Source organism: Herbiconiux sp. VKM Ac-2851 (assembly GCF_013205105.1).
In the GTDB taxonomy this organism is placed as follows: Bacteria; Actinomycetota; Actinomycetes; order Actinomycetales; family Microbacteriaceae; genus Herbiconiux; species Herbiconiux flava.
The window spans coordinates 40,477-52,976 of the sequence record NZ_JABMLJ010000004.1 but is presented as its reverse complement, the minus strand read 5'-3'; the positions used below and the strand labels follow the sequence as shown (position 1 = coordinate 52,976).

The 12,500-nt window shown below is 71.7% G+C and carries 11 protein-coding genes; 3 read left to right on the top strand and 8 right to left on the bottom strand.

The features are described 5' to 3' along the window. Positions 1–21 precede the first annotated feature (21 nt). From HQQ85_RS21720 to HQQ85_RS18425, 8 genes are all read right to left on the bottom strand, one after another. The gene (locus HQQ85_RS21720; protein WP_173184024.1) at positions 22–2,418 is read right to left on the bottom strand and encodes a cell wall-binding repeat-containing protein; all 2,397 of its coding nucleotides are present in this window, start codon (positions 2,416–2,418) and stop codon (positions 22–24) included. Between the two features lie 84 nt (positions 2,419–2,502). Further along, complete coding sequence (rfbA, locus tag HQQ85_RS18455; protein ID WP_173184023.1) at positions 2,503–3,375, bottom strand: glucose-1-phosphate thymidylyltransferase RfbA; 873 nt, start codon at positions 3,373–3,375, stop codon at positions 2,503–2,505. Then, on the bottom strand, positions 3,375–3,986 hold the full coding sequence (locus HQQ85_RS18450) for a dTDP-4-dehydrorhamnose 3,5-epimerase (RefSeq protein WP_173184022.1): 612 nt from the start codon (positions 3,984–3,986) through the stop codon (positions 3,375–3,377). Before HQQ85_RS18450 ends, rfbA begins: the two co-directional genes overlap by 1 nt. 17 nt (positions 3,987–4,003) lie before the next feature. Then, on the bottom strand, positions 4,004–5,152 hold the full coding sequence (gene rffA / locus HQQ85_RS18445; RefSeq protein ID WP_173184021.1) for a dTDP-4-amino-4,6-dideoxygalactose transaminase: 1,149 nt from the start codon (positions 5,150–5,152) through the stop codon (positions 4,004–4,006). Continuing rightward, positions 5,142–6,182 carry a glycosyltransferase gene (locus tag HQQ85_RS18440; RefSeq protein ID WP_216851892.1) on the bottom strand — a complete coding sequence of 347 codons (1,041 nt, stop codon included), beginning with the start codon at positions 6,180–6,182 and terminating at the stop codon, positions 5,142–5,144. Before HQQ85_RS18440 ends, rffA begins: the two co-directional genes overlap by 11 nt. Next, a complete protein-coding gene (locus tag HQQ85_RS18435) occupies positions 6,179–8,008 on the bottom strand; it encodes a DUF948 domain-containing protein (RefSeq protein ID WP_173184020.1) in 1,830 nt (609 codons plus the stop codon). The genes HQQ85_RS18440 and HQQ85_RS18435 overlap by 4 nt, the downstream gene beginning before the upstream one ends. Further along, positions 8,005–8,844, bottom strand: coding sequence for a glycosyltransferase family A protein (locus HQQ85_RS18430; RefSeq protein WP_173184019.1), 840 nt, complete (start codon positions 8,842–8,844; stop codon positions 8,005–8,007). The genes HQQ85_RS18435 and HQQ85_RS18430 overlap by 4 nt, the downstream gene beginning before the upstream one ends. Beyond that, positions 8,844–9,353, bottom strand: coding sequence for a GtrA family protein (locus HQQ85_RS18425; RefSeq protein WP_371741960.1), 510 nt, complete (start codon positions 9,351–9,353; stop codon positions 8,844–8,846). Before HQQ85_RS18425 ends, HQQ85_RS18430 begins: the two co-directional genes overlap by 1 nt. A gap of 120 nt (positions 9,354–9,473) precedes the next feature. Here HQQ85_RS18425 and rfbB point away from each other — a divergent pair, with 120 nt between their 5' ends. Genes rfbB through HQQ85_RS18410 form a run of 3 tightly spaced genes read left to right on the top strand, consistent with a single transcriptional unit; the run spans position 9,474 to position 12,465 of the window. Beyond that, positions 9,474–10,460, top strand: a complete 987-nt coding sequence (rfbB, locus tag HQQ85_RS18420; RefSeq protein WP_173184017.1) for a dTDP-glucose 4,6-dehydratase — start codon at positions 9,474–9,476, stop codon at positions 10,458–10,460. Positions 10,461–10,474: 14 nt separating this feature from the next. Continuing rightward, positions 10,475–11,326 carry a dTDP-4-dehydrorhamnose reductase gene (gene rfbD / locus HQQ85_RS18415; RefSeq protein ID WP_173184016.1) on the top strand — a complete coding sequence of 284 codons (852 nt, stop codon included), beginning with the start codon at positions 10,475–10,477 and terminating at the stop codon, positions 11,324–11,326. Continuing rightward, on the top strand, positions 11,326–12,465 hold the full coding sequence (locus tag HQQ85_RS18410) for a glycosyltransferase family 1 protein (RefSeq protein WP_173184015.1): 1,140 nt from the start codon (positions 11,326–11,328) through the stop codon (positions 12,463–12,465). The genes rfbD and HQQ85_RS18410 overlap by 1 nt, the downstream gene beginning before the upstream one ends. Positions 12,466–12,500: the final 35 nt, after the last annotated feature.

The following is a 12,500-nucleotide window of genomic DNA, read 5'->3' as shown; positions in this document are numbered from 1 at the left end:
GGCAGGCCGGTCGACCGCCCGTCAGCTCGCGCAGGCCGTCAGGCCGGCCACTCCCGCGCCGAGCGTGTCGGCTCCGCCGAGCAGCACCACCTTGGTCGCCTTCAGCGTGCCGATGTCGGCGATCACCCCGCGGGGCACGCAGTCGCGCGGAACGATGTAGAGCGGCGCCTTGGTGAGCCCGGCCAGCACGCCGCCCGCCAGGGCGTCGGGGAAGTTGTAGCCCGTCGCGAGGTACACGGTGCTGCTCGTCGTGAACGCCGAGCGGTTGACCACCTGCGAGGTCGCGAAGCGGTCGTCGCCCTGCAGGCGCTGCACGCTCAGCCCGGCTCCCTTGAGCGAGGACTCGATCCCGGTGGAGACGGAGTAGACACCGCCCGCGATGGCCGCCTTCGTCGTGCCCTTCGCGGCGAACAGCTGCAGGGTGGGCTGGTCGGCCGTGGCCGCGCCGCCGTTGACGAGCACGATCGGGGCACCCTTCGACCCGGCCGCCGGGCCCGCCGAGAGCGCGTCGGGGAAGTTCGCGCCCGTGGCGGCGTAGGCCAGCGGAGCGGTGGGGAACGCGTAGTCGGCGACCGCGCGCGAGACGGCGAAGCGGTCGTCGCCGTCGATCCGCGCGGTGTCGGCGACGAGCGCCTTCAGCTGGGCGAGCACGGCGTCGTTCACGGCGAAGCGTCCGCCGACCACGACGATCTTCTGCGGCTTCAGACGGGCGATCTCCGCCGCGACCACGGGCAGCAGCTGGTCGGTGGGCGTGAGCAGCAGCGGGCCGCCGAGCTTCACGGCCGCCGGGGCGGCGCTGAGGGCATCCGGGTAGTTGCTGCCCGCGGCCACGAAGACCACCTCGGCGGTGCCCGGGTAGGCGCGCTTCGAGATGGTCGCGGCGACGTCGTAGCGGGTGGCGCCGCCGATGCGGTCGACCGCGGGACGGGGCAGAAGCTGGTAGCTGTCGCTCACCACCGAGGAGTAGGTGACGTCGCCCCACTTCGCCCCGACGGTGAAGGAGTGCCGGCCCGACTGCAGGTTCGACGGGATCGGCAGCGACCAGGCGCCCTTCGAGTCGGGCGTGACGCTGAACGAGTTGCCGTCGATCGTCACGAGCACCCGGTGCCGCGGGCCGCCGTCGGCGAGGGTGCCGCGGATGCTGTCGCCGACGAAGGAGGGTCGCACGTACGTCGGAGTCGCCAGTTGCACGCCGAGCTCCCAGGTCGGCAGCGCGCTCGCCACGCTCGGGCTGCCGTTGGCCGTGATCAGCGGGAAGAAGGCGCTGATGGCCTTCGGCTGCGTGCCGCGGTCGCAGTTCCCCACCCAGTCGCCCGCGGTGCCGAGCCCGAACGCCGAGTTGCCGATGAGGGCCGAGGCGCCGCTGTCGCCCGGCAGCATGCAGACGTCGGTGAGGGTGAGGTTCACGTACTGCGGTGTGCCCGAGTGGTTGTAGACCGGGTAGGACTCGTTGACGACGAGGATGCTCCCGCAGGTCCAGCCCGTGGTGCGGCCCGACTTGCACACCGGGGAGCCGACGATGCCGGTCGTCGCGTCCTTGACGGTGACGGGGGTGCCGGCGCCGAGCGCTCCCGCGCCGCCGCCCCAGGTGGAGACGACGGGCCTGGTGCCCCAGGCGGGCGAGACGCCGACGGCGCCCACGTCGGCGCCGCCGCCGAACTTGTACTGGTCGGCGATCGGGGCGCCGATGATCGAGCCGCGGCTCGGGGTGCCGCCCGCCGAGGACTGCTTCGACTCGTAGTAGTAGGTGCCGGCCGCGTGGTCGGGTTCGATGCAGTGGCCCGAGGTGACGAACTGCGGCTGCGGGTAGGCCTTGAAGCGGCCTGTGAAGCCGACCGAGCAGACGTAGGTGTAGCCCTGGGCGAGGAACTGGAAGCCCTGGCCACCCACGATGTCGGCGAGCGCGTCGAGCGTGAGCTCGGAGAGGTCGGGCTCGGCCGGGGCGCCCAGCTCGGCGGTCGCACCGACCGACTCGACGGTCGCGGCGGCCTCCTCGTCGGGCACGTTCACGACGAGCGAGGTGCCGTCCAGGCGCGAGCCGAGCACCTCGAGGCCGCTCGCGGTGAGGGCGTCGACCACGTCGGAGGCGTCGGCCGCCGCGTTCGAGCGGGCCAGGTACTCCTCGGGGGTCTCGCCGAGGTCGCGCTGCACGGCCTCCGTCAGCTCGGCGGGGAGCTCGGCGGCCTCGGCGGCGTACGAGGTGGCGTCGTAGGCCGACATGGTCGGCGCGTCGGCCGGGAGCTCGACGGTGTCGCCGGCCTCGGCGTCGGGACGCGCATCCGGAGCAGGGGTCGACGTCGTGGGCGGCGGCAGCGTGTCGGCCTCGGCCGAGGCCGTGGCCGCCGGGGCCACGAGGAGCGTGCCGGCCACGAGGGCGGCGGCGAGGAGCGCGAGCGGAGAGCGGACGGGGCGGGGCACCCCTTCACGCTACGGGGCGCACCCCGCCCCGCCCGGCTGCGACTCGCACCGCCACCGGGTGGAATCAGGCGGCGTCGGGCCTGGTCAGCCCTCTTCGGCGGCGATCAGCGTCTGCAGGTACGCGCCGTAGCCGCTCTTCACCAGCGGGGCCGCGAGCTTCGCGAGCTGCTCGGAGTCGATCCAGCCGGCCCGCCAGGCGATCTCCTCGATGCAGCCGATCTTGAAGCCCTGACGGTCCTCGATCACGCGCACGTACTCGGACGCCTGCATCATCGACTCGAAGGTCCCGGTGTCGAGCCACGCCGTGCCGCGCTCGAGCACCTGCACGTGCAGGTCGCCGCGCTCGAGGTAGCGCTCGTTGACCGTCGAGATCTCGAGCTCGCCGCGCGCGCTCGGCTCGATCGACTTCGCGATCGCCACCACGTCGTTGTCGTAGAAGTACAGGCCAGGCACCGCGTAGTTCGACTTCGGATGCTCGGGCTTCTCCTCGATCGACAGCGCCGTGAAGTCGTCGTCGAACTCCACCACGCCGTAGGCGCGCGGCTCGGCCACGTGGTACGCGAAGATGCGCGCCCCCTCGAGGCTCTCATTGCTGCGGAGGGAGGACCCGAGGCCCGCACCGTGGAAGATGTTGTCGCCGAGCACCAGCGCGACGCTCTCGTCGCCGATGAACTCCTCGCCGATGATGAACGCCTGCGCCAGGCCGTCGGGCGAGGGCTGCACCGCGTACTCGAGCCGGATGCCCAGCTCGGAGCCGTCGCCGAGCAGCGCCTTGAACTGCTCGTTGTACTCGGGCGTGGTGATGATCAGGATCTCGTTGATGCCGGCCATCATCAGCGTCGAGAGGGGGTAGTAGACCATCGGCTTGTCGTAGATCGGCATCAGCTGCTTCGAGATGCCCTTGGTGATCGGCCAGAGCCGGGTGCCCGACCCGCCCGCCAGGATGATTCCGCGCATCAGACGCCCTTCTCGCTCAGCGAGGCGTAGAACGCCCGCGCCTGATCCCAGGTGGGGAGGATGCCGGCCTCGGCCGCCTCGGCGAGGGTCGGTGCATCCGTGTCCTTCGGGGAGAGCAGCGGCTCTCCCGCCTCGGGCGGGAACACCAGGCCGATCGCCGGGTCGCGCGGGTCGATGCCGTGCTCGCGCTCGGCGTTGAAGGTGGAGGTGACGAGGTAGCTCACGGTCGCGTCGTCGGTGAGCGCCACGAACGCGTGGCCGAGACCCTCGCTGATGTAGATCGCGCGGCGGTCGACGCCGTCGAGCAGCACCGAGTCCCACTGGCCGAAGGTCGGCGAGCCGACCCGGATGTCGATCACGAAGTCGAGCACCGCACCGTGGGTGCAGGTGACGTACTTCGCCTGCGACGGCGGGATGTCGGCGAAGTGGATGCCGCGCACGACACCCTTCTTCGACACGGACGTGTTCGCCTGGGCCAGGTCGAGCGGATGCCCGATGACCTCTTCGAGCTTGTCGAAGCGGTACCACTCCAGGAACACACCACGGTCGTCGCCGAACTGCTTCGGCGTGATCTCATAGCTGTCGGGGATCGTCAATTCGCGGATCTGCACGGGGAGAGTCTAACGACTCAGGCCACGCGCACCGGGCGGTACGAGGTGACACCCTCGATCACGCGCTCGATCTGGGCGTCGGCGAGGCCGGCCCAGAGCGGCAGGCGAACGAGCTGCGCCGAGAACCGGGCGGTGCGGTCGAGCTCGTGGGCGGTGCGGCCGTAGCGCCGCCCCGCCGGCGATGAGTCGAGCGGCACGTAGTGGAAGGCCGCCCGAACGCCCGCCTCGCGGAGGTGGGCGATCAGCCCCTGCTGGCCCTCGTGGTCGGGCATGACGGCGTAGAAGAGGTGGGCGCTGTGCTCGAGGCCGACGGTGTCGGAGACGAGGGTCGCGCCGACGTGACCGGCCCACTCGGCGAGCCCCTCGGCGTACGCGGTCCAGACGCCGAGACGGCGCTGCTGGATCTCGTCGAAGGCCGCCAGCTGGGCGTCGAGCACGGCGGCGTTGAGCTCGCTCGGCAGGTAGCTCGAGCCCTCGTCCTGCCAGGTGTACTTGTCGACCTGGCCGCGCAGGAAGCGCGCCCGGTTGGTGCCCTTCTCGCGGATGACCTCGGCCCGTTCCCAGAGCGCCGGGTCGTTGACGAGCAGCGCGCCGCCCTCGCCGCAGTGCACGTTCTTGGTGTCGTGGAAGCTCTGCGTGCCGAGCACGCCCGCGGTGCCGAGACGGTGGGCGCCGGAGCGCCCGCCGAGGCCATGGGCGTTGTCCTCGATCAAGGCGACACCGGCCTCTCCGGTCGTGGCGAGCAGGGCGTCGAGATCGACGGATGCTCCGCCGTAGTGCATCGCGATCACCGCCTTCGTGCGCGGCGTCAGCGCCTCGGCCACCTGGCCGACGTCGAGGTTGCCGCTCGGGCCCTCGATGTCGACGAACACCGGCGTCGCGCCGCGGGCCACGACCGCGATCGCCGCGGAGGTGAAGGTGAAGCTCGGCAGCACGACCTCGTCACCCGGGCGCACGTCGAGGAGCAGCATCGACATCTCGAGGGCGTGCGTGCAGGAGGTGGTGAGCAGCGCGTCGGTGGCTCCGGTGAGGTCGCGGAGGCGCCCGGTGGCCGAGGCCGTGAAGGCGCCGTCGCCGTGCGAGTGGTCGGAGTCGAGCACGGCGGCGAGGTTCGTCAGCTCACCGGGCGCCCGGTACGGGCGGCTGAAGACGATCTCATCGGGCATCCGGGACCCCCTCCTCGAGTGCGTCGTCGGGCATGATCGTCTCGGGATCGTCGACCGTGAGGTAGAGCGGGCGCCCCATCGAGACGTTCAGGCCAACGCCGATGTACTCGGCGATCACCCCGAGCGCGAACAGAATGGCGCCCGAGCAGAGCAGCACGGCCACCATCAGCGAGGCCCAGCCCGCCGTCTCGGGGTTCGTGCCCACCTGCGGGGCGACGATCACGTACACGGCCACGCCGATGCCGAGCAGCGCGATGATGCCGCCGAGCACGCTGACGGCCCGGAGGCCGGCGGTGCCGCTCGTCAGCACCATCCGCCAGAAGTAGGCGAACAGGGCCGGCAGAGAGTAGCCCGAGACCCGTCCGTCGGCCGTGCGCAGCCGGGTGGGGCAGGTCGCGACGCGGTTCGTCACCCAGGACAGGGCGACGTCGAGGTAGACGCCGGTCGCCGCGAAGGAGGCGAGCTTGCGGCCCATGTCGCCACGCACCAGGCGGAAGCTCTGGAACTGGCTGGCGTCGGGGAGGTGGAAGGCGGTGCCGAGCATCCGCTTCGACGACTTCGAGGCCGCAGCACGGAAGAAGCCGTGCGGGCGCTCGTTGGTGAAGCGCGCGTAGACGACGCCGGCCCGCTCGCGGATGGCGGTGTCGAGGAAGGCGCCGAGGTCGGCCGGGTCGTGCTGGCCGTCCTCGTCGAGGGTGACGATCCAGCGGCCCGTCGACTTCGCCATGCCCGCGATCGTCGCCGCGTGCTGACCGAAGTTGCGGCTCAGCCAGACGATGCTGACGAAGGGGTGCTGGTCGGCGAGGGTGCGCATGACGGCATCCGACTGGTCGGGGCCGTTGTCGTGCACCAGGATGACCTCGGCGATGCGGTAGGCGTGGCCGTCGGGGGTGATCGCGCCGTGCGTGTAGGGCACGAGCTCGCCGACCATCGCCGCGAGGGTGCGCTCGCCCTGGTAGACCGGCACGACGACCGACATCGTGTAGACGGGCTCGCCGGGGCGGGAGGGGACGGGATCGACGGGGGTCATCGCTGCGGGAGCTCCAGGAACGTGAATCGACCGTCGGGTGAGTCGAAGGTGGTGGTCGGTCCGACGACCGCCGTGATCTGATCGACGACCGTAGAACCAGAGTCAGTGTAGGCCGCGCGGTCGAGCACGAAGCCGCACGCGCCGAGATCCTCGACCGCGTCGACCAACTGGGGGGCCGGCAGGGAGGCGAGCGCGCCGACCTCGTCGATGGGGGCGCGGCCCTTGATGCCGCCCGCCGACCAGCGCAGCGTCTCGGAGTGCAGGAAAGGGCGCAGCTCGTCGGAGTCGGTCGCGCCGTTCACCGGTGGCGACTCGGGGAAGGCGATGTAGGGCAGCTGGTAGATCAGGCACTCGGGCGCCACGTCGGCCTCGACCTGCTCAGTGAACGTCTCGTCGGAGTCGTAGGCGGCCACGGTGGCGGCGCGGGCCTCGGCGTCGACCGGCGGGATCTGGTCCCAGACCGCGAGCAGCACGAGCAGCACGGCGAGCGGGACGGCGAGGGCCGTGACGCGGCGGGTGCCGGTGCGGGTCGTGCCGCGCATCCGCCCCGCCACCCGGCGCACCAGGCCGTCGAGCAGCAGCCCCACCGCGGCGAGCGCCAGCAGCGCGATCAGGATGGCGATGCGGTTCCACGAGCGGATCGGGAAGTCGACGAAGGAGAGCAGCGTCGACAGCCCGCCGACCGTGCCGAACAGGAACGCGACGAGCGCGAGGCCGGCGAGCACCGCGAGGGTACGGGTCGACTCCCCCGGACCCCGCCAGCCGGTGCGGCCGGCCGAGAGCAGGAAGTGCACCGCCACGACGACCAGCGCCACGAAGCCCGCGGCGGCGATCAGCCCGAGGGCCGGTTCCTCGGAGGGCAGCGGGTAGTAGGTGTCGTAGAGCTGGCGCAGCGTGGCGAACGGCCCGAAACGGTGGCCGGGCACCGGCAGCAGCAACGACGAGAGCTTGAACGAGTAGAGCTCGGCCTCGGGCGGGCTGCGCACGAGCACGGCCTCGTTCACGCCGTTGGCGAGCCGGTACAGGATGCTCGGCGTCAGGTTCACGAGCATGACGCCCGCGATCAGCAGACCGGCCGCAGCGGCCCCGAAGAAGCGCCGCCAGGCGCGGCTGCGCCAGAGGGCGCTGAGGCCGGCGACCGCGAGCACGAGGGCGACGAAGACGGAGTAGTAGCTGGAGGCGGTGCCGAGGAGGGCCACCGTGGCGACGGTGGCGGCGTTGCGGCCGGTGACCGGCCGGAGCCAGCGCCGCGCGGGGGTGCCGTCGGCCCGCTCCGTCGGGCGGAGGGCCCAGAGCGGCCGCCCGGTCGCGACGAGGTAGATCAGTCCGACGGCCAGCGGCACCACGAAGTAGGCGGCGAGGAAGAGGTGCCCTTCGCCCTTGATGAAGTGGTACGGCGCCAGCGAGTAGACGACGCCGAGCGCGACGGCGAGCGGCGTGCCGACGCCCACCAGCCGGAGGAACCAGAGCGCCGTGATCGCGGCCAGCGGGAAGCCGATGACGAAGTAGACGTTCATCGCCACCCCGAAGTCGGAGGTGAACAGCCTCAGCACGTCGGCGGCGATGAAGTGCAGGTTGTCGGCCTGCGGGTAGTCGCTGTAGAACTGGCCGTACGGGGCGCCGAGGTCGGGCTGGTGGGTGAACCAGCCGGTCTCGATGATCGTCTTGAAGTGCGAGGCCACGGCGAGCGCGTCGCCGGAGTAGTAGAAGGGCACGCGCCAGTCGACGGCCCAGAGGTTCAGGCCGAACCAGACGGCGAGCAGCGACACGACGGCGGCGATGCCGTAGGGGGCCAGCCGCACGGCCACTGCCCTCGCGGCGCTCATCGCGCCGCTCGCATGCGCCGGGCGTTCAGCGCGTAGTAGCCGCGGCGGGCCAGTGCCATCAGCTCGGCTCGGCGGTCGCCGAGGCGCACGTCGGCGGCGCTGATCACGTCGGGCGCCTGCTCCCGGCACCAGGCGTGGTACGCCTTGGCCTGGGTCGACTGCTCGTCGACGAGGGCGACGCTCCACTGCGTGTCGTTGACGCGGAAGACCGCGAGCGTGCGGTCGACCGGAAGGTAGTCGCCGCGCAGCAGCACCTTCGAATAGCTCGTCTGGTCGATCAGGTAGGGGAAGCGGGCGTCCCAGCCGCCGGCCGCCTCGAGCTCGGCGCGGCGCATCGTCACGCAGCCCGGCTCGCCGAAGACGTTCGTGCCCTTCCGCACCGTCTGCCGGATCGCCTCGGCGCCCGGCTGCACGGCGCGCCGCACGCCCTGCAGGCCGCGGTTGCGGATCGTCACCTTCCCTCGCGCGTCGACGATGTCGCGCGGGCTCGACACGAGCACGACCGACGGATGCGCGTCCAGGGCCTCGGAGTGCGCCTCGAGGGCGCCGGGGTACAGCAGGTCGTCGCCCGGCAGCAGTTTGAGGTACTCGCCGCTCGCCGCCTCGGAGACCCGGCGCCAGTTGGCCTCCGCGCCTCCCCCGGCGGGGGTCGAGAGGACCGTGAGCCGAGCATCCGCTTCGAAGGCGCGCACCGCCTCGAGGGTGCCGTCGGTCGAGGAGTGATCGGCGACGATGAGCTCGAAGTCGTCGTGCCGCTGAGCCAGCACGGAGCCGACCGCCTCGGCGATGTAGGCAGCGTTGTCGAAGGCCGGGATGACGACGGAGAGCTTGGGCATCAGCGCGGCTCGGTCGTGTCGGTGCCGACGTGCAGCTCGGTGGCGGCCTCGGCCTCGGCGGCCCCGCGGCGGAAGGAGAAGCCCTTGTGCCCGAACCAGCTGATCGCCGTGGTGACCACGAGGATCGACAGCTGCGCGAGGATGCGGTTCCAGCCGAAGCCGACGAGCACCGGCAGGATGACCGCGTTGATCGCGATGGCCACGAGATAGACGCTCTCGAAGCGCGCGAGGTCGCGCCAGACGTGGCCGCGCACCTTGAAGACGAACCGGCGGTACATCACGAAGGCGAACAGCACCCCGAGCACGTGCGCGCAGGCCAGGGTGCCGAGCGAGCCGACCGTCTCGTTGACGGCCTCGTCGAGCCACGCGCCGACCGTGAGGTCGAAGGCGATGAAGAAGAGGAAGCCGACGCCGGTGTTGGTTGCGCCGACGAGGAGGAAGGCGATGCGCTGATCGCGGATCAGCCGCAGCAGGGGCCCGGGCGCACCGGCCTGCTGAGGATCATTCACGCAGGCCACTCTAGAGGCCGGAGCCGTCAGCGGGCCGTGCGACACCCGCCCCACTCCGGGGGCGTCCTGCGGCCCTCCCGTACAATCGGGAGCGACCACATCTGAGGAGACCTCCCCACCATGAAGATTCTTGTCACCGGCGGCGCCGGATTCATCGGCTCCAACTTCGTCCGACGCACGCTCGAAGACGCCTACCCCGGCCTGGAAGGCGCCGAGGTCGTCGTGCTCGACGCCCTCACCTACTCGGGCAACCTCGAGAACCTCGCCTCGGTGGCCGACAGCCCCCGCTACACCTTCGTGAAGGGCGACATCCGCGACGGCGGGCTGCTCGACGAGCTCTTCCCCGGCCTCGACGCGGTGGTGCACTTCGCCGCCGAGTCGCACGTCGACCGCTCGGTGCGCGACGCCTCGATCTTCGTCGAGACCAACGTGCTCGGCACCCAGCAGCTGCTCGACGCGGCGCTCCGCAACAACCTCCCCCGCTTCGTGCACGTCTCCACCGACGAGGTCTACGGCTCGATCGCCGAGGGCTCCTGGGCCGAAGACCGCCCGCTCGAGCCGAACTCGCCCTACTCGGCGTCGAAGGCCGGCAGCGACCTGCTCGCCCGCTCGTACCACCGCACGCACGGCATGAACATCTCGATCACGCGCTGCTCGAACAACTACGGGCCGTACCACTTCCCCGAGAAGGTCATCCCGCTGTTCGTCACCAACCTGATCGACGACAAGCACGTGCCGCTGTACGGCGAGGGCAACAACATCCGCGACTGGCTGCACGTCGACGACCACACCCGCGGCATCGCGATGGTGCTCGTGAACGGCCGCGCCGGCGAGATCTACAACATCGGCGGCGGCACCGAGCTGACCAACAAGGAGCTCACGCAGCTGCTGCTCGACGCGACCGGCAAGGACTGGTCGTACGTCGACCGCGTCGCCGACCGCCTCGGCCACGACCTGCGCTACTCGGTCGACATCTCCAAGATCCGCGACGAGCTGGGCTACGAGCCGCAGGTGCCGTTCGAGCAGGGCCTGGCCGACGTGGTGCAGTGGTACCGCGACAACCGGCAGTGGTGGGAGCCCCTCAAGGCCCGCGCGGCCCTGAGCTGAGCGTCGCGCATCCGATGACTCGCTATCTCATCACCGGGGCGGCCGGGATGCTCGGCCGCGACCTGCAGGAGGCCCTCGCGGGCCGCGACGTCGTGGCGCTCACCCGCGCCGAGCTCGACATCACCGACGCCTCGGCCGTGGCCGCCGCCGTCGCGGGCGTCGACGTCGTGTTCAATTGCGCCGCCTACACCGCGGTCGACGCGGCCGAGACCGACGAGGAGGCCGCCGCGCTCGTGAACGCGGTCGGGCCCGCCACGCTCGCCGCGGCCACTCGCGCGACCGGCGCCAAGCTCGTGCAGATCTCGACCGACTACGTCTTCCAGGGCGACGCCACGTCGCCCTACTCGGAGGACGAGCCGCGCGACCCGCTGAACGCCTACGGCCGCACCAAGGCCGGCGGCGAGGAGGCGGTGCTCACGGGCAACCCCGCCGGCGGCTACGTCGTGCGCACGGCCTGGCTGTACGGCCGGCACGGGGCGAACTTCCCCGCGACCATGCTCCGGCTCGGCCGCGAGCGCGACAGCGTCTCGGTGGTGCACGACCAGGTCGGGCAGCCCACCTGGACCGCCGATCTCGCCCGTCAGCTGGTGCTTCTGGCCGACTCGGATGCTCCCGCCGGCGTCTATCACGGCACCAACTCCGGGCAGGGTTCGTGGTTCGACTTCGCCCAGGCGACCTTTCAGGAAGCCGGACTCGACCCTGATAAGGTCAAGCCCACGGACAGCTCGCAGTTTGTTCGTCCCGCCCCGCGTCCCGCGTACTCCGTGCTCGGGCATGACGCGTGGTCCCGAGCGGGATTGGAGCCCATGCGAGACTGGCGCACCGCGTTGCACGAGGCGGTGACCTCGGGAGTTTTTGGAGAGTAATGGCCACGCTGCGGGTAGTCGTCGACCAGCTCGTGGCTCCGGTCCCGGGCGGCATCGGCCGGTACACGCTCGAGCTCACCCGGCAGCTGATCGCCACCGCTCCCCGCGACTGCGACGTCGAGGGCATCGTGCCGGCGATCCCTCAGGCCACGGCCGATGCTCTTGCCGACCGCTTGCCCGGCTTGGCCGGTCTGCACCGCGCCACCCTGCCCCGGCGTGAGCTCGCGGCGGCCTGGCAGCACGGCGTCATCGGCTCCTCGGGGGCCGGCATGGTGCACGCCACGAGCCTGATGGCGCCGCTGCGCAAGCACGACCGCCGCGCCGACATCGGCACGCAGACCGCCGTCACGATCCACGACGTGGTGCCGTGGACGCATCCCGAGACCCTGACCCCGCGCGGCGTCAGCTGGCACCGGGCGATGGCCAAGCGGGCGGCGCGCTACTCCGACGCCGTCGTCGTGCCGACGCACGCGGTGGCCGAGGAGCTCTCGCGGCACTTCCGCTTCGGCGACCGGCTGCGGGTCATCGGCGGGGCCGTCAGCGACGAGCTGCGGCTGCCCGCGAACCCCGCTTCACGTGCTGTCGAGCTCGATCTGCCCGATGAGTACCTGCTCGCCGTCGGCACCCTCGAGCCGCGCAAGGGGCTCGCCTCGCTGATCGAGGCGCTCGCGCTGCCGGCCACCGGCTCGCTGCCGCTGCTGATCGCCGGCCCCTCCGGGTGGGGCGACGTCGACGTGGCGTCCGTCGCCGCGGCGGCCGGGGTCGACCCCGCGCGGGTGCGCGTGCTCGGCTTCCTCAGCGACGCCGATCTCGCGCTCGTGCTCGAGCGCGCCACGGTCTTCGTCTACCCGAGCCTCGCGGAGGGCTTCGGCCTGCCGCTGATCGAGGCCTTCGACTTCGGCACCCCCGTCATCCACGCCGACGTGCCCGCGCTGCTCGAGGTGGCCGACGGCTCCACGCACGTCGTCACCCGCACCACCCCCGCGGAGTACCCGGCGCAGCTCGCCCAGGCCATCGCCGACGTCGTCTCCGACGCGGCGCTCCGCACCCGCCTCTCGATCTCGGGCCTCGACCGTGCCCGCGCCTTCTCCTGGCGCGACTCGGCCGAGAAGGTCTGGCAGCTCCACGCGGATTTGTAAGTAGCCGCGCCGCCGCCGCTGCGGCGCGGGCGATA